The organism is Streptomyces sp. PU-14G (genome assembly GCF_041028275.1).
Taxonomy (GTDB): domain Bacteria; phylum Actinomycetota; class Actinomycetes; order Streptomycetales; family Streptomycetaceae; genus Streptomyces.
This window is the reverse complement of sequence record NZ_JASKYT010000019.1, coordinates 1-16,313: the sequence shown is the minus strand read 5'-3', so window position 1 is coordinate 16,313 and position 16,313 is coordinate 1. Positions and strand designations below refer to the sequence as shown.

Here is a 16,313-nt window from a genome sequence, read left to right as displayed (position 1 = left end):
CGGGGCATTGCGCGCAGACCGGGGCAATTCACAGCGCGAGTTTCACGATTGCGTCCCCACCGGGCACCGATTCGGCGCCCAGTGCGGCGTTCTCGTCGTGCATCCGTCAAGATGAGCTGGCGCGATAAGCACATCAACGGAGGGGAAGCGCCGCCATGAGCCACAACCAGCCAGGCCCCTACGGCCAGCCCGGGCCGTACGGTCAGCAGCCGCCGCCCGGAGGGCCGGGCCCCTACGGCGGCGCCCCGGGCCAGCCGCAGCCCGGCTACGGCTACCCCCAGCAGGGCCAGCCGCAGCAGCCCGGTTACGGCTTCCCGCAGCAGGGCCAGCCGCAGGGCGGCGCACCGTACGGCCAGCCGGGCCCTGGCCAGCCCGGGATGCCGGGGCAGCCTCCGGGCATGCCGGGGCAGCCGGGCCCCTACGGACAGCCGGGCCAGCCCGGGATGCCGATGCCGCCGCAGGGCGGCGGGGGCAAGGGCAAGACCATCGGCATCGTCGTCGGCGCGCTGGTGGTCGTGGGCGCCATCATCGGCGGACTGTTCGCCTTCGGAGTCCTGGGCGGCGGCGGCAACAGCGACGTCGCCGACGACGGGCCGCACAAGCTGACCGTCCCCGACCAGGTCGGCGAGTACAAGACCAGCCCGTCAGCGGGTGGCAGCGGCGGTGGCCCCGCCGGCGCGACGGACTCGGCCAAGGCCGCCGAACTCGGCGTCGAGAACGCCAAGAAGGTGTCCGGCGGATACACCACCGGCACCGGCACCAGCAGCAAGTCGATGAGCTTCAACGGCGTGTACGGCACCATCGACGACCCGGAGAAGTCGATCGACGACGCCTTCTCCAAGGCCAACGAGAACTCGCAGAACTCGGGCGACAACGTCGGCGAGTCCGAGAAGATCTCCTGGGAGGGCGAAGCCGAGTCGGTGGAGCCCGCGGGCCTGGACGGCGCGCTGATGAAGTGCCGGACGGCGAAGGTCACCGAGGGCAGCAACAGCCTGTCCATGCCGATCTGCGTGTGGGCGGACCGCAGCACGATGGGCACCGTCGTCGGTGTCGACGTGGCCGCGACCATGAAGGGCACCGGCGGCGTGTCCAAGGACGAGGTCGCCAAGTTCGCGGCCGACCTGCGCTCGAAGGCCCGCGTGAAGGCCTGAAGCCCGCAGTCGGCCGGATGATGACGCACACGTCGATACCGCACACGTCCTGGAAGGGAGCCACCGCATGACCCAGCCCCCCGGCCCGAACGCACCGGGCGAACCCGGGCCGCAGCCCCCAGGACCCTACGGTGCCCCCGGCCCCCACGAGCAGCCCGCACAGGGCCCCGTCGGCCCGTACGGCGCTCCGGCCCCCGGCGGCCCCTACGGACCGCCGGGGCCGCACGGCGGACCGCCCGGCGCTCCGGGCCCTTACGGTGCCTGGCCGCCCCCTCCCCTGCCGCCGCCCCGGCGCGGCCTGAGCGGCGGCGCCATCACGGCCATCGTGCTGGGCAGCCTGGTGGTGGTCGGCGGCGTGCTGTTCGCCATCGGCGCGCTCGTGTCCGCGAGCCGGCCGCACGGCACCGAGAAGATCGCGTTCCCGGCGACGCTGGAGGGCGGCTCCTACAGCCGGGTGGACGACAACGCCCAGGTGACCCAGCAGGAGCGGCAGCTTCAGGACGAGCTGCCGGCCGACGGTGTCGCCAAGGTCGCCACGTACTCCGCCGGTTCCTCGGGCAGTCCGACAGCGGGCGGGCTGGCCATCTCCGGGGCCTACGGCGACATCGACGCCTCCTCCTCGAAGATGCGCGACGACATGCTGGACGGGATGGGGCAGAGCCAGAACGGGCAGGTCGTCGGGGAGCGCAAGGAGTTCACTCCCGGCGCAGGCGACGTGGAGATCTCCTGCCAGCTCACCCGGCTCACCCAGGGCGGCGCCAACGTGTACGCGCCCGCCTGCGCCTGGGCGGACGAGTCCACGATGGCCGTCGTGCTGGAGGTCGACCTCGCCAACACGAGTCCGGGAAACATCGACCTGGAGGAGTTCGCCGGCCTCACGGCCCGCGTCAAGGACAAGGTGACGGTGCCCAAGTAGGGCGCCGGCAGACGGGCAACGGTGAGGGCCCGCACCCCCGGGGGGTGCGGGCCCTCACCGTTGCCCTCGGAGCGCGGGACGGCGCCGTGGGTGCTCGGGCGCCCAGCAGTCGCTCAGGCGCTCTTCTCGTGGCGCTGCTGTTCGCCGTTTCCGCGGGCGCGCGGGACCAGCGTCGGGTTGACGTTGGAGTGCACGACCTCCTCGGTGATCACGACGCGCTCCACGTCCTTGCGGGAGGGCACCTCGTACATCACCGACTGGAGGACCTCCTCCATGATGGCGCGCAGGCCGCGTGCCCCGGTGCCCCGCAGGATGGCCTGGTCGGCGATGGCCTCCAGCGCGGGGCGGTCGAAGTCCAGCTCCACGCCGTCGAGTTCGAACAGCCGCTGGTACTGCTTGACCAGGGCGTTGCGGGGCTCCATCAGGATCTGCAGGAGCGCCTCGCGGTCGAGGTTGTGCACCGAGGTGATGACCGGCAGCCGGCCGATGAACTCGGGGATCATCCCGAACTTCACCAGGTCCTCCGGCATGACCTCCTCGAACTGGTTGCTGGCCTCGATCTCCCGCTTGGAGCGGATGTCGGCACCGAAGCCGATGCCCTTCGCACCGGCCCGGGACTCGATGATCTTCTCCAGGCCTGCGAAGGCACCGCCCACGATGAACAGCACGTTCGTCGTGTCGATCTGGATGAACTCCTGGTGCGGGTGCTTGCGGCCACCCTGCGGCGGCACGGAGGCGGTGGTGCCCTCCAGGATCTTCAGCAGCGCCTGCTGCACGCCCTCGCCGCTGACGTCGCGGGTGATCGACGGGTTCTCACTCTTGCGGGCGACCTTGTCGATCTCGTCGATGTAGATGATGCCGGTCTCGGCCTTCTTGACGTCGTAGTCCGCCGCCTGAATGAGCTTCAGCAGGATGTTCTCGACGTCCTCACCGACGTAGCCCGCCTCGGTGAGCGCCGTGGCGTCGGCGATGGCGAAGGGCACGTTCAGCATCCTGGCGAGCGTCTGCGCCAGCAGGGTCTTGCCGGAGCCCGTGGGCCCGAGCAGCAGGATGTTGGACTTGGACAGCTCGATGCCGTCGTCCCGTCCACTCCCGTTCTCGCCCGCCTGGACGCGCTTGTAGTGGTTGTAGACCGCCACCGAGAGCGCCTTCTTCGCGGCTTCCTGGCCGACGACGTAGCCCTCGAGGAACTCGTAGATCTCCCGGGGCTTGGGCAACTCGTCCCAGCGCACTTCGGAGGACTCGGCGAGCTCCTCCTCGATGATCTCGTTGCAGAGATCGATGCACTCGTCGCAGATGTACACACCTGGACCCGCGATGAGCTTCTTCACCTGCTTCTGGCTCTTGCCGCAGAACGAGCACTTGAGCAGATCGCCGCCATCACCGATGCGTGCCACGAGGAGCTTCCCCTTCGCCTGGGATCCGTCAGGGATATACGGACCGAGGTACGTGCTGAAACGACGGTACCTTGCCCGGCCGCCGGAATGGGCCCCCCTTGGAACGACCTGGCCGACACTTCCCGTGCCGTGCCGTGTCGTTCCAAGGGGCTGTGGGCCGCCTGAACGGGCTGTCCGTCAGACTCCCACGGAGGACTTGCGGGTGGTGACGATCTGGTCGATCAGCCCGTAGTCCAGGGTCTCCTCAGCGGTGAGGATCTTGTCCCGCTCGATGTCCGAGGAGATGACCTCGCGCTCCTTGGTGGAGTGCTTGGTGAGCATGTCCTCCAGCTGATCGCGCATCCGCTGGATCTCGTTGGCCGCGATCTCCAGGTCGGAGACCTGGCCGCGGCCCGTCTCGCTGTAGGGCTGGTGGATGAGGATGCGGGCGTTCGGCAGCGCCATCCGCTTGCCGGGCGTACCGGCGGCGAGCAGCACCGCGGCGGCGGAGGCCGCCTGGCCCATGCACACGGTCTGGATGTCGGGCTTGACGAACTGCATGGTGTCGTAGATCGCCGTCAGCGCCGTGAAGCTGCCGCCCGGGGAGTTGATGTAGATCGAGATGTCGCGGTCGGGGTCCATCGACTCCAGGCACAGCAGCTGCGCCATGACGTCGTTGGCCGAGGCGTCGTCGATCTGCACCCCGAGGAAGATCACGCGCTCCTCGAAGAGCTTCGCGTAGGGGTCGTACTCCCGCACGCCCTGCGAGGTGCGCTCGACGAAGCGCGGGACGATGTAGCGGGACTCGGGCGCGATGCCGGTGAACTCGGCCCGCGGGCCCGGCTGAAGTGAGGTCATCGGGAGGTTCTCCTGGAGATGAACGGGTGGCTGCGGTCGGGGCGGGAGCCGTGCGGCGCGGGGCCGCACGAAGGCGTGCCGTGCGGCGCTGTGGCGGGCCTCACGCGCCCGTTCCGCCGCCGCCCGGGAGCTGAGCGGCGCTGCCGTAGACCTCGTCGATGAGACCGTACTGCTTGGCCTCCTCGGCGGTGAACCAGCGGTCGCGGTCCGCGTCGCGGGTCCACTGCTCGACGGTCTGGCCGCTGTGCGCCGCCGACAGCTCCGCCAGCCGCTTCTTGGTGCGCAGCAGCTGCTCGGCGTGGATCTTGATGTCGGTGGCCGAGCCCGCCAGGCCCGCGGAGGGCTGGTGGATGAGGATGTCGGCGTTGGGCAGCGCGAACCGCTTGCCGGGCGTACCGGCGGTCAGCAGGAACTGGCCCATCGACGCCGCGAGTCCCATGGCGATGGTGACGACATCGTTCTTGATGTACTGCATGGTGTCGTAGATCGCCATGCCCGCCTGGACGGAACCGCCCGGGCTGTTGATGTACAGGAAGATGTCCTTGTCCGGGTCGGCGGCGAGGAGAAGGAGCTGGGCGGTGATCTTGTTGGCGATGTCGTCGTCCACCGGCTGGCCGAGGAAAATGATGCGCTCGTCGAGCAGCCGGTTGTAGACCTGGTCGCCGAGGCCGCCACCGTAGTTGGGCTCACCGGCGGCGGAAGGCTTCGGAAGCGTCACGTGTCCACCTGCTCGTGTCCGGACGGCCACGCGAAGCTGGCCGTCACTGGGGTCTTCGTCTACTGGGGACCCTAACGCGCCACCCGGCGGCAGCCATCCCGGTCAAAGCGCATTTCGCTGTGAGCGCAGGTTCCCCGACCGGCCGGGCCGACAGCCGAACGGGGGGCACCGGAGGCGTGCTCTCGCGCGCCCCGGCGCCCCCCGTTCGCGGGTCTGCTTCGGGGGCCGGATCAGCCCTCGGTCTTCTCCGCCTGCTGAGCGCCGGACTCCTCGTCACCCTCGGCGGCGGCCTCGGCCGTCTCCGCGGCGGCCTCGGTCTCGGCGGCCTCGTCCTCGTCGCTCAGGTCGACGGCCTCGCCGTTGGTGTCCTTGACGGTGACGGCCTCGACCACGGCCGCCAGGGCCTTGCCGCGGGCGACCTCGCCGACGAGGACCGGCACCTGACCGCCCTCGACGACGGCCTGCGCGAACTGGTCCGGGCTCATGCCGGAGGACTGGGCACGGCGCATCAGGTGCTCGGTCAGCTCTTCCTGGCTGACGTTGAGCTTCTCCTGGCTGACCAGCTCGTCCAGGACGAACTGGGTGCGGATGCCCTTCTCCGCCTGCTCCTTGAGCTCGGCGTCGAACTCCTCTTCGGACTTGTCCTGCATCTTCAGGTACGAGCCCAGGTCGAGGCCGAGCTGGCCGAGCTGGTGGTTGACCAGGTTGTGCTTGCGGCTCTCGATCTCGTCGGCGAGCAGCTTCTCCGGGACCGGCACCTCGGTCAGCTCCAGAAGGGCGTCGAGCACCTTCTCCTGGGCCTGGGTCGCCTGCTCGTACTTCTTCTGGTCGGCCAGCCGCTTGCGGCTGTCCTCGCGCATCTCCGCCAGCGTGTCGAACTCGCTGGCCATCTGCGCGAACTCGTCGTCCAGCTCGGGGAGTTCCCGCGCGGAGACGGACTCGACCGTGACGGAGACCTCGGCCTCCCGGCCGGCGCCCGAGCCGCCCTTGAGCTCGGAGGTGAAGGTGGCCGAACCGCCGGCCTCCAGACCCGTGACGGCCTCGTCGATGCCGTCCAGCAGCTCGCCGGAGCCGATCGTGTAGTCCACGCCCTGGGCGACGCCGTCCTCCAGGACCTCGCCGTCGATCTTCGCCTCGAGGTCGACCTTGACGACGTCACCCTCGGTGGCGGCACGCTCGACGACCGAGGTGGAGGCGAAGCGCTCGCGCAGCTGCTCGACGGCCTTGTCCACGTCCTCCTCGGAGACGTCGACGGCGTCCACCTCGACCTCGATGCCCTTGTAGTCCGGGATCTCGATCTGGGGCCGCACGTCCACCTCGGCGGTGAAGGACAGCAGCTCGTTGTCCTTCAGCTCGGTGATGTCCACCTCGGGCTGGCCGAGCACGTTGAGCTCGCCCTCCTCGACGGCGGACTGGTAGAGCTTCGGGAGCGCGTCGTTGACGGCCTCTTCGAGGACGGCACCGCGGCCGAAACGCTGGTCGATCAGGCGCGCGGGGATCTTGCCCTTGCGGAAGCCGGGAACGCTGACCTGCTGGTTGATCTTCTTGTACGCCGCGTCGAGGCTGTCCTTGAGCTCCTCGAAGGGCACCTCGACAGTGAGCCGAACCCGGGTCGGGTTCAGGGTCTCCACGGCGCTCTTCACGGTCGGTCTCCTTGGGGCTGGCATTGGGGGTCTTGCTGATTCTTGAGCTGCGCCCCGTATGCATGCAGACACGACACAGGCACGCGCGTCTTTCATAGTACGTGGTCGGGGTGGCCGGATTCGAACCGACGACCTTCCGCTCCCAAAGCGGACGCGCTACCAAGCTGCGCCACACCCCGTCGATGCGACACGTAGAGTACATGCCGTAGGATGCGGCTGTGCCGATCCGGCCTCTGCGGGCGTAGCTCAATGGTAGAGCCCTGGTCTTCCAAACCAGCTACGCGGGTTCGATTCCCGTCGCCCGCTCGCAACGAAGGCCCGGCCCCCATGCGGGGGCCGGGCCTTCGCCACGGAAAGAGCCTGCTCACAGCCGCCTGCTCCGGCAGGCGCCGCGCCCCGTCCCGGCGGGTGCGGCGCGGCGGGCACGCCCTGTCGCCGCGCGCGGACGGACGGCGGCGGCCCGTGCCGGTCCGGGGGCGGCCGAGGGCCCTCGGCGGTACGGCGGTACCGCGGTACGGCTAGAAGCTGATCTGGTTGATCGTGTCGGCGATCGAGTTCAGGAACCTGTTGATCGACGGCGCCATGCCCGTGGAGGCAAGGAAGAAGCCGAAGAGTATGGCGACGATGGCCGGCCCCGGCTTGATGGACTTACTCCTGATCATCACGACCAGGATGACCGCCAACAAGACGACTACGGACAGCGAGATGGCCACAACTGCTCACACCCTCATGGTCGGAACCTCACCCGGCCTGGGGGCCTGCCACCGTGGCCACACCCCCGCGCACACGGCGCCCACCCATCGTGCCACCAACTCCGGTGGCGCAGGGACCGGGTGAGCGTCCGTCGGCCCCATCATCGGGTAAATCCTCACCGTTGACAGGGGTATGTGCTCCAGGATGTTGACGGGATCACGCGCGGCGCGGGCGCCCGCACCGCCTCGGCGGCCCGCGGGAAGTGGTCGTCGCACCCGTAATGCGGCCATCAATTCGGCCTGATCAATGCGCCGCGCCACATATGTGCACCTGGTGCATTACGGTCGGCACCGAGTGCCGTTTGTCGGCGGACTGTGAATTGCTGGTGCAGAGCTGTGAATTGTGGGCTCGCTCACAGGACCCCACACGGTGCCGACCGGGGCCAGGCCGCGGGGCCGTCGGCCCCGCGGGTCCGGGTTCGAGCGGGGCAACGGGCGCCAAACCGAACAATCGCGCCATGATCCGTCAGCTCCGTTCCGGTGCGGGGTGAATAGGACGCAGGCAGACGGGAAGAACAGCCGCGACGAGAATTTACGGTCCACAGGTTCGCGCGCTATGGTGCGGCAGATGTTGCACGCTGGTTATGAGCGGGCGCCGCTCCCCCCCGTCCGCCAGGAGACACCCTCCGAGACGCCACCGGCGTCCCCGGAGGTGCCTGCGAAGCCGCAGTCCCCCAAGGCGCAGAAGAAACCAGCAGCCAAGCAGCGGGACCCGTTCTTCGACAACGCCAAGTACCTGACGATCGTCCTCGTCGGGATCGGCCACGCCTGGGACCCGTTGCGCGAGGACAGCCGTACGGCCGAAGCGCTGTACTTCGTCCTCTACACCTTCCACATGCCTGCCTTCATCATCATCTCGGGCTATCTGTCCAGGAGTTTCGAGGGCAAGCCGAAGCAGGTGCAGCGGCTGGTCACCGGCGTCGTGGTGCCCTACCTGGCGATTCAGTTCGTCTACACCTTCTTCATGCGCTGGGCCAACGACGACCCGGACCGGGAGTTCCACTTCCAGGAGCCCGGATTCGCACTGTGGTTCCTGTGCGCGCTGTTCGTCTGGCGGCTGACGACCCCGCTGTGGAAGAGCCTGCGCTGGCCGATGCCGGTCGCGCTGGCGATCGGCGCCGCGGCCAGCGTGACGCCGTCGATCGGCGGCGACCTCAACCTGATGCGCATCGGGCAGTTCCTGCCCTTCTTCGTGCTCGGCCTCCAGTTGCAGCCCCGCCACTTCCAGCTGGTGAAGCGCAAGGAGGCGCGGTACATCGCCGTGCCGGTCACGCTCTGCGCCATGGTCTTCGCCTACTGGGCGGTGCCCCGGATGTCCAAGGCGTGGTTCCTGCACGACAAGGCAGCCGCCGACATGGGCGTGCCCTCCTGGGCGGGTGCTGTGATGTACCTCGCGCTGTTCGGCTGCGGCCTGGTGATGACCGCCTGCTTCCTGTCGTGGGTGCCGAGGCGGCACATGTGGTTCACCGTGCTGGGCGCGGGCACGCTCTACGCGTACCTGCTGCACATCTTCTTCATCCAGGGCTCGCGCCAGTTCGACTGGTACGAGATGGACTGGGTCGACCACCCGCTGAGCCGGGTCGCCATCACCGTGCTGGCCGCCGTGATGATGACGGTGCTGTGCACGCCGTGGGTGACGAGGCTCTTCAAGTTCGCGATCGAGCCGAAGATGGACTGGTTCTTCAAGCGCGATCCGGGCGCCATGGCCCGCAAGAGGGAGTCCTCCTCCGCCGCGGGTTCCGCCCCCGCGTCGGGCGAGGCGGTACGGCGCCCGGTCTCCCACCGGAAGCGGTAGCCCGCACCCGCGCACACGAGCCGGCCCCCTCTCCCTTGCCGGGAGCAGGGGGCCGGCTCGTGTGCGCGGGAGGCCGAGCCCGTCAGTGCCTGTCCGCCCGGGACAGCCCGGAGAGCACCACGTGCGCGGGCGCCGCCGTGGAGGCGAAGGTGAGCACCGTCACGGTGGCCGCGATCGCCGCGTACAGGGCGGGGGGAACGTGCGGGGGCGCCTGGAAGAGCCCTTCGGTCATCGGACGGAGGGTGAGCAGGGCGATCCCGGTGCCCAGGGCGAGGGACGAGACGGTGATGAGCGCCGCCTCCCAGCGCACCATGCGCAGCACCTGGCCCCGGGTCGCGCCCAGCAGCCGCAGCGCGGCCATCTCTCGGCGCCGCTCGGCGACGGTCATCACCAGGGTGTTCGCCGCGGCCACGGCGGCGAAGCCGCCCAGGACGAGGGCCATGGTGCGGTTGCCCCACCTGTTGACGGCCCGGTCGCGGTCCGCTGCCTCGGTCCAGGCCGACGTGTCGAGCACCTCGCCGAGCGTGCTCAGGGCCTTCGCGACCCGCGCGGAGTCGGCACCCCGCTCCTGGCGGACCAGCACTTCCGCGTCGTAGGGCGAGGTCACGTGGCCCTCCAGCGTCGCGCGGTCCAGCACGACCTGGGAGAGTCCGGTGCCCCGGGTGTGGATGGCGACGACCTCGGGCCGCACCTCGGTGCCGTCCGGCAGCCGCAGGCCGATCCGGTCGCCGAGGCCCACGCGGGCGCCGCGTGCGACGAGGCGGTCGATGGCGACGGTGCCCTCCCGCAGGCCGTCGAGCGAGCCGTGACTCAGGCCGAAATCCTCCACGGCCGCCAGCCGGTCCCCGCGCCCGCTGACGCCCTGCGCGTCCGCCGTCTGCAGGAAGGTGCCGTCGGAGCGGATCTCCACCAGCACCGTCGTACGCAGTACGCCCACCGCGGCGGCCACGCCGGGCGTGCGGGCCGCGCGCTCCGCGGCGGTGCGCGGCAGACCCGCGCTCTCGTCACCCCCCGAGCCGGTGACGATGTGGTCGGCGCGCAGCCCGGCGCGCTGCTGGAGCACGGTCTGGCGGTCCTCGCTGGTCTGGAGGAAGAGCAGCGTGCAGCCGAAGGACATGGCCAGGACGACGGGCGTGAGCGCCGACGCCAGCCTGCGGGCGTTGGCCCAGGTGCCCGCGGCGGCCAGCGCGGAGGCGGCGGAACCGGCGCGCAGCGGCAGCCCGAGCAGCCAGGAGCACGCCTTGGCGACGTACTGGCCGAGCAGGGCGACCGCCGTCATCAGCAGCAGCACCACGCCCAGCGCCAGGTTCGCCGCGTCCTCACCGCCCTCGCGGCCGGCCACCCGCACCATGGCCAGGCCGCCTGCCAGCGCGCCGAGCCCCAGGAGGGAGCGGACGGCGCCGGGCCGGAAACGTTCGCGGGCCGCGTCGCCGAGCGCCTCTTTCGGCCTCGTGCGCGCAGGGCGGCGTGCGGCCAGGTAGCCGGCCAGCAGCGCGGTGCCGACGGTGACACCGACGGCGAGGGCCGCCGGGGCCGCGCCGAGGTGGAGGTGGATGCTCTCCGGTACGGCGTCGCGCTCCCGCAGCGCGCCGAACCACCAGCGGGCCAGCGCCGCTCCGGGCAGGCAGCCCAGCGCCCCGGCGAGCGGCGCGACGAGCAGCGCCTCGGTGGCGACCGCGCGGCGTATCTGGCGCGGGGTGGCGCCGACGGCGCGCAGCAGCGCGAACTCGCGGCGGCGCTGCGTGAGCGAGAGCCCGATGGTGCCGGAGGCGGTGAAGACGGCGGTCAGCGCGGCGAGGGCGCCGAAGGAGACACCGAGGGCTTCCAGCACCTCCTTGCCGTACGCCACGTCCGTGTCCTCCGCCGCGCCCCTGGCCTGGCCGGTGCGGACGACGGGTCCTTCGCCGAGGGCGCGGCGCACTCGGGTGGCCACCGCCTCGGTGTCGGCGCCCGGTGCGGTGAGGACGGCGAGGGCGTCGGCGCGCCCGGAGTGGCCGGCGAGCGCCCGTGCCCCGGCGTCGGTGAACCAGGCGGCCGTCCCCTCGTCCGCCGTCGCCGGCCGGGCGACGCCGGTGACGCGGAAGGTGCGGTCGCCGTCCGCCGTGGTGAGCCCGAGGGTGTCGCCGGGGGCCAGGTCGCGGGCCGCCGCGGTGTCCGCGTCGAGCACCACGTCGCGGTCGGTGCGGGGCGGCCCGCCGGTCGCGAGTTCCGTGCCCGTGAAGGCGGCGGAGCCCCAGCCGTGGCCGGTGAGGGCCGCCGCGGGATGGTGGGCGCCGACGGTGGCGGTCACGTCGGGGACGACGCGCTCCACGCCGGGGACGGTGCGTGCCGTGGCCGTGGCCTTCTCCACGGCGATCCTGGCGTGTTCGGGAACGGTCTCGCCGGCGTCCTCGCGGTCCTCGCCGTGGCCGGTGAACAGGTGGGCACGCTGGTCGGCGGTCACCACGACGGGCGCGTTGGCGTAGCGGTGCGGCACCGCGCGGGCGCGGGCGCCCGTGTCGGCCAGGAAGGCGCAGGCCGAGACGATCATCGCGGTCATGGTGAGCGCGACGAACGTGCCCGCGAACGCGACCGGGTGGGCGCGGACCGCGGACCGCGCCAGCCCGTTGGGCAGCAGCCGGGCGGGCCAGGGCGCCCGTGGGCGCGGGGCGCCGTGCGGGCTCACGCGACGGCCTGAGGGGCCGGCTGCGGCCCGCGCCGCGCGGAGCGGGCGGTGAGGTCGGCCATGCGCGCCGCGATCAGGCCGGCCGCGTGGGCGGTGTCCGTGCCCGCCCGGTTCTCCAGGCTGTCCACCAGGGCGCCGTCCGCCAGGAAGAGCACGCGGTCGGCGTGGGCCGCGGCGGCCGGATCGTGGGTGACCATGACGACCGTCGCGCCGGTGCCCGCGGGGCCGACCGGCTCGGGCGGGACGTCCACCGCGGCGCGCAGCAGGGTGAGGACCTCCCCCGCCGTGCCGGTGTCCAGGGCGCCGGTCGGCTCGTCGGCGAAGATCACGTCGGGTGAGGTGACCAGCGCGCGGGCGAGCGCCACTCTCTGCTGCTGGCCTCCGGAGAGCTGGTCGGGACGGCGGCGCGCGTGCGCGCCGAGGCCGACCTGGGCCAGCACGCGCGCCGACCGCCGCCGGTCGGGGCGGTGCCCGGCGAGCCGCAGCGGCAGCAGCACGTTCTGTTCGACGGTCAGGGAGGGCAGCAGGTTGAACGCCTGGAAGACGAAGCCGAGCCGGGTGCGGCGCAGCGCGGTGAGCTTGTTCTCACCGAGCGCGGCCAGGTCGGTGCCGCCGAGGCGGACGGTGCCCGAGGTGGGCCGGTCGAGCCCGGCGGCGCACTGGAGCAGGGTGGACTTCCCCGAGCCCGAGGGGCCCATGACGGCGGTGAAGCTGCCGTACGGAAGCGTCAGGTCGATGCCGTCGAGGGCCTGTACCCCGCGCCCGTAGCGCCGGGTGACGGCGCGCAGTTCCACGGCGCCGGCCGCCCCTCCCGGCGGAATGGGTGCCCCCTGGTCGTGCTCGCGCATGCCGGTCTCCGTCCCTGCTGATCCCGCGAGTTGGTCACCTCGAACGTATGGATCACGGGTGAGCCGGGGCCATCCCGCTTGCCCCAGAGCCGGGGTGGGGGCAGCACCAGTACGGGACGTCGGGCAGGCCGGGTGCGGCGCTCAGTCGCGGCAGATCAGCAGGAGTGCGCGGTCGTCGTTGACGTCGCGGGCCACCGACTCGATCAGGTGCCAGGCGGCGCCGTGGAAACTGGAGGAGACGTAGCGGTCGGCCTCGCCCGCGAGGCGGTCCATGCCCTCGGTGAGGTCGCGTTCCGCGGTCTCCACCAGCCCGTCGGTGAAGAGCATCAGCACGTCGCCGCGGCGCAGCGTGCCCTTGACGGGGTCGAACTCGGCGCCGTCGTAGACACCGAGCAGCGGGCCCTCGGCGGCCTTCTCCTCCCACTTGCCAGAGCCGGCGTTGAGCTGCATCGCGGGGACGTGGCCCGCGGAGAGCAGTTCGTAGTCGCCGCTGTCGAGGTCGAGGACGAGGTGGACGGAGGTGGCGAACCCCTCGTCCCAGGACTGGCGCAGCAGGTAGCCGTTGGCGGCGGGCAGGAAGGCGTGCGGCGGCAGCGAGCCGAGCAGCCCGCCGAAGGCGCCGGACAGCAGCAGGGCGCGGGAGGCGGCGTCCATGCCCTTGCCCGAGACGTCGGTGAGGACGAGTTCCAGGGTGCGGCGGCCCGGTCCGGTCCTGGCGGCGACGACGAAGTCCCCGGAGAAGGACTGGCCGCCCGCGGGGCGCAGCGCCATCTCGTGGTGCCATCCCGCGGGCAGCTTGGGCAGCTTGCTCTGGACGCGGATGCGTTCGCGCAGGTCGAAGAGCATGGTGCCGCCGCGTCTCCAGGGCACGCCGACGCGGCTGCGGAACTGCGCGATGAGCAGGCCCGAGAGTCCGGCGGCGGCGACCACCAGGATGGTGCCCGGGGTGACGCGTCCCGCGCCGTCGTGGAACTCCCAGGGCTCCAGCAGCAGCGACTCGACCATCAGCGCGACCGCGGCGGCGGCGTAGAGCGCCAGCAGGCTGGCGGGCCGCAGCAGCAGTCCGCCGGCGATGATGGGCAGCACCAGTGCCTCGGGGGCGCACCACAGCGGGGTGACGACGGTGGCGCACGTCAACGCCGGGACCGTGAGCAGCAGTCCGGCCAGCGCGACCCAGTCGGAGGCGCCGCCGCGGAAGTAGTCGACGGCGGATCTGCGCAGGTTGGTGCGGACCCGGTGCCAGGCCTTGAGTGCCTGGTGCGACCGGGTCGTCGCCTTGGAGGGTCCCGCGCGGCGCTGCGCCATGCTCACGGAGCCTAGCCATCCCTCTGGTTGCCCGTCGATTCCCGGCGTGGGCACCGGGGGCGTGCGGCGCGCCCGCGGTCAAAATCGTTAGCCGGTGTTCGAATGGCCTGCTGTGATGGGCCGCATGACGACTGAGCCGCGTGTTCTCCAGCCCTCCGAATGGGACACCTGGTACGAGAGGGTGCTGAGTGCGTTCGCGGGCGAGGAGACGCCCGAGGAACACGAGCTGTACCGCTCGCTGACCGAGGTCGAACGCTGCCTGGGGGTGTGGGACGAGGGGCATCCGGTGGCCACGGCGGGGCTGCTGTCCTTCCGGATGGCCGTCCCCTCGGGCGCGGTGGTGCCCGCCGCCGGGGTGACGATGGTCAGCGTGGCGCCCACGCATCGCAGGCGCGGCCTCCTGCGGGCGCTCATGCGCCGCCAGTTGGACGACGTGCGGGCGGCGGGCGAGGAGCCGCTGGCCGTGCTGACGGCATCCGAGGCGGCCATCTACGGACGGTTCGGATACGGCCTGGCGACGAGCCGGATGGCGGCCAGGATCGACACCAGCAGGAGCGCGCTCCACCTTCCCGCGCCCTTGGCCGCCGACGCGGACGGGCTGGTGCTGCGGGCCTCGGACACGGCGGCCTCACTGCTCCGGGAGTGCGAGGCGGTCTACGCGCGCGCCGTGCCCCGGCGCCCGGGGATGCTGGAGAGGCGCCCGGGGTGGGAGCACACGCCCCTGCTCGACCCCGTGCGCCGGCGCGGCGGCGCCTCGCCCCTGCGCTGCGTGGTGGCCCTGCGCGACGGCACGCCCGTGGCGTTCGCCCGCTACGCGGTCAAGCTCGGCTCCGACGAGTCGGGCGCGCCCCAGGGCGAGGTGCGGCTGCGGGATCTGGAGGCCCTGGACGCGGCCGGGCACGCGGCGATGTGGCGTTTCCTGTGGTCCCTCGACCTGACGACGTCGATCGTGGCGGACAACCGGCCGCTGGACGACCCGTGGCTGCACCTGGTGGACGACCGGCGCCGGTCCGCGAAGCACCTCAACGACGACGCCCTGTACGTACGCCTCGTGCAGGTGGGCGACGCGCTGGCCGCCCGTTCCTACGCCGCCCCGCTGGACGTCGTCCTGGAGGTCGAGGACGCCTTCTGCCCGTGGAACAGCGGGCGGTGGCGGCTGGCGGGTGACGAGAAGGGCGCGGTGTGCGAGCCCACCCGCGACGCGGCCGATCTGTCGCTGTCCGTGCGGGAGCTGGGCCGCGCCTATCTGGGCGGGGTCTCCCTGGCCGCGCTGGGCAGCGCGGGCCTGGTGCGCGAGGTGCGGCCGGGATCCGGCGCGCTGCGGGCGGCGGCCACCGCCTTCACGAGCGCGACGGCCCCCTGGCTGCCGCACGGCTTCTGACGCGGCGCACGGGGGCCTGCTCGGGCAGCGGGCGCGGCCGGCGCCTCACCGGGCCCGCGCGCGCTCCGGCTGGCAGTGGGGACACCAGAAGAGGTTGCGGGCGGCCAGTTCGGCGGTGGCGACGGGGCTGCCGCACACCAGGCAGGGCTGCCCGGCCCGGCGGTAGACGTAGACCTCGCCGCCGTGGTCGTCCACGCGCGGCGGGCGCCCCATGGCCTCGGGGGTGTGCGCGTGTCTGACGGTGTCGATGCGGTTCTTGCGCACCCCGTCCGTCATCAAGGCGACCAGGTCCTCCCACAGGGCGTCCCACTCGGTGCGGGCCAGGTCGCGGCCCGCGCGGTAGGGGTCGACGCCGTGCCGGAAGAGGACCTCGGCGCGGTAGACGTTGCCGACACCGGAGACGATCTTCTGGTCCATGAGCAGCGCGGCGATGCTCGTGCGGCTGCGGGAGATCCGCGCCCAGGCCGCCTCGGGGTCGGAGGCGGCACGCAGCGGGTCGGGCCCGAGCCGGTCGCTGACGGCCTGCTTCTCGGGCTCGGCCAGCAGCTCGCAGCGGGTGGGGCCGCGCAGGTCCGCGTAGTGCAGCGGCCCCTCGGGGGTCTCGCCTGGGCGGGTGGCCAGGCGCAGCCTCACCTGTCCGACGGGCTCGGGCGGCGCACCCTCGCCGAAGCGGAAGGTGCCGTACAGGCCCAGGTGTATGTGCACCCAGCCGACGGGCCCGAAGCCCAGGAAGAGGTGTTTGCCGTGCGCCTCGGTCGCCGTCAGCGCCGTGCCGTCGAGCAGCGCGGCGCCGTCGGCGAACTTGCCCTGGGGGCTGGCGGCGTCCAGCGTGTGCCCGGCGAACCGGTCCGCGACGTCGCGGGCCAGCCGGTGGATGGTGTGTCCCTCGGGCACGGGCTCAGGGC

13 protein-coding genes and 2 tRNA genes are annotated in these 16,313 nt (G+C 72.0%); 5 read left to right on the top strand and 10 right to left on the bottom strand.

What is annotated here, in order from left to right; translation table 11 throughout:
• The first annotated feature begins 155 nt into the window (after window positions 1–155).
• Entirely contained in the window at window positions 156–1,151 is a 996-nt protein-coding gene (locus AB8Z75_RS04280; protein WP_369199990.1) for a hypothetical protein, read from the top strand.
• Window positions 1,152–1,218: 67 nt separating this feature from the next.
• A complete protein-coding gene (locus AB8Z75_RS04275) occupies window positions 1,219–2,067 on the top strand; it encodes a hypothetical protein (protein ID WP_369199989.1) in 849 nt (282 codons plus the stop codon).
• Between the two features lie 113 nt (window positions 2,068–2,180).
• On the opposite strand, the gene clpX is transcribed toward AB8Z75_RS04275, so the two are convergent.
• The 5 genes from clpX to AB8Z75_RS04250 all read right to left on the bottom strand — a co-directional run bounded on the left by clpX (window position 2,181) and on the right by AB8Z75_RS04250 (window position 6,841).
• Entirely contained in the window at window positions 2,181–3,464 is a 1,284-nt protein-coding gene (clpX, locus tag AB8Z75_RS04270) for an ATP-dependent Clp protease ATP-binding subunit ClpX (RefSeq protein ID WP_242751162.1), read from the bottom strand.
• Between the two features lie 177 nt (window positions 3,465–3,641).
• Window positions 3,642–4,301 (bottom strand): ATP-dependent Clp protease proteolytic subunit, encoded by a 660-nt coding sequence (locus tag AB8Z75_RS04265; RefSeq protein ID WP_369199988.1) that lies wholly within the window; start codon window positions 4,299–4,301, stop codon window positions 3,642–3,644.
• Between the two features lie 100 nt (window positions 4,302–4,401).
• Entirely contained in the window at window positions 4,402–5,019 is a 618-nt protein-coding gene (locus AB8Z75_RS04260; protein WP_114018229.1) for an ATP-dependent Clp protease proteolytic subunit, read from the bottom strand.
• Window positions 5,020–5,249: 230 nt separating this feature from the next.
• Window positions 5,250–6,662: a trigger factor gene (gene tig, locus AB8Z75_RS04255; protein WP_369199987.1), complete on the bottom strand. Its 1,413-nt coding sequence runs from the start codon at window positions 6,660–6,662 to the stop codon at window positions 5,250–5,252.
• A gap of 102 nt (window positions 6,663–6,764) precedes the next feature.
• Window positions 6,765–6,841: transfer RNA gene (locus tag AB8Z75_RS04250), tRNA-Pro, on the bottom strand.
• A gap of 56 nt (window positions 6,842–6,897) precedes the next feature.
• Between AB8Z75_RS04250 and AB8Z75_RS04245 the strand changes: the two genes are divergently transcribed.
• Window positions 6,898–6,968, top strand: a tRNA-Gly gene (locus AB8Z75_RS04245).
• A 212-nt stretch (window positions 6,969–7,180) separates the two neighbouring features.
• Here the strand turns inward: AB8Z75_RS04245 and AB8Z75_RS04240 are convergent.
• Entirely contained in the window at window positions 7,181–7,375 is a 195-nt protein-coding gene (locus AB8Z75_RS04240) for a hypothetical protein (protein WP_369199986.1), read from the bottom strand.
• Between the two features lie 595 nt (window positions 7,376–7,970).
• Here AB8Z75_RS04240 and AB8Z75_RS04235 point away from each other — a divergent pair.
• Complete coding sequence (locus AB8Z75_RS04235) at window positions 7,971–9,209, top strand: acyltransferase family protein (protein WP_369199985.1); 1,239 nt, start codon at window positions 7,971–7,973, stop codon at window positions 9,207–9,209.
• 82 nt (window positions 9,210–9,291) lie between these two features.
• Here AB8Z75_RS04235 and AB8Z75_RS04230 read toward each other — a convergent pair whose 3' ends face one another.
• The 3 genes from AB8Z75_RS04230 to AB8Z75_RS04220 all read right to left on the bottom strand — a co-directional run bounded on the left by AB8Z75_RS04230 (window position 9,292) and on the right by AB8Z75_RS04220 (window position 14,027).
• The gene (locus AB8Z75_RS04230) at window positions 9,292–11,874 is read right to left on the bottom strand and encodes an ABC transporter permease (RefSeq protein ID WP_369199984.1); all 2,583 of its coding nucleotides are present in this window, start codon (window positions 11,872–11,874) and stop codon (window positions 9,292–9,294) included.
• The gene (locus tag AB8Z75_RS04225) at window positions 11,871–12,722 is read right to left on the bottom strand and encodes an ABC transporter ATP-binding protein (protein WP_369199983.1); all 852 of its coding nucleotides are present in this window, start codon (window positions 12,720–12,722) and stop codon (window positions 11,871–11,873) included. The genes AB8Z75_RS04230 and AB8Z75_RS04225 overlap by 4 nt, the downstream gene beginning before the upstream one ends.
• Before the next feature lie 141 nt (window positions 12,723–12,863).
• On the bottom strand, window positions 12,864–14,027 hold the full coding sequence (locus AB8Z75_RS04220) for a PP2C family protein-serine/threonine phosphatase (RefSeq protein WP_369199982.1): 1,164 nt from the start codon (window positions 14,025–14,027) through the stop codon (window positions 12,864–12,866).
• Between the two features lie 124 nt (window positions 14,028–14,151).
• Here AB8Z75_RS04220 and AB8Z75_RS04215 point away from each other — a divergent pair, with 124 nt between their 5' ends.
• Window positions 14,152–15,408: a GNAT family N-acetyltransferase gene (locus AB8Z75_RS04215; protein ID WP_369199981.1), complete on the top strand. Its 1,257-nt coding sequence runs from the start codon at window positions 14,152–14,154 to the stop codon at window positions 15,406–15,408.
• A gap of 45 nt (window positions 15,409–15,453) precedes the next feature.
• On the opposite strand, the gene AB8Z75_RS04210 is transcribed toward AB8Z75_RS04215, so the two are convergent.
• On the bottom strand, window positions 15,454–16,302 hold the full coding sequence (locus AB8Z75_RS04210; protein WP_369200005.1) for an Fpg/Nei family DNA glycosylase: 849 nt from the start codon (window positions 16,300–16,302) through the stop codon (window positions 15,454–15,456).
• Between the last annotated feature and the right edge of the window lie 11 nt (window positions 16,303–16,313).

Coding starts and splice junctions, on each gene's coding strand:
- AB8Z75_RS04280 (WP_369199990.1), top strand. CDS start 156: ATGAGCCACAACCAGCCAGGCCCCTACGGCCAGCCCGGGCCGTACGGT.
- AB8Z75_RS04275 (WP_369199989.1), top strand. CDS start 1,219: ATGACCCAGCCCCCCGGCCCGAACGCACCGGGCGAACCCGGGCCGCAG.
- AB8Z75_RS04265 (WP_369199988.1), bottom strand. CDS start 4,301: ATGACCTCACTTCAGCCGGGCCCGCGGGCCGAGTTCACCGGCATCGCG.
- AB8Z75_RS04235 (WP_369199985.1), top strand. CDS start 7,971: ATGGTGCGGCAGATGTTGCACGCTGGTTATGAGCGGGCGCCGCTCCCC.
- AB8Z75_RS04225 (WP_369199983.1), bottom strand. CDS start 12,722: ATGCGCGAGCACGACCAGGGGGCACCCATTCCGCCGGGAGGGGCGGCC.
- AB8Z75_RS04220 (WP_369199982.1), bottom strand. CDS start 14,027: ATGGCGCAGCGCCGCGCGGGACCCTCCAAGGCGACGACCCGGTCGCAC.
- AB8Z75_RS04215 (WP_369199981.1), top strand. CDS start 14,152: ATGACGACTGAGCCGCGTGTTCTCCAGCCCTCCGAATGGGACACCTGG.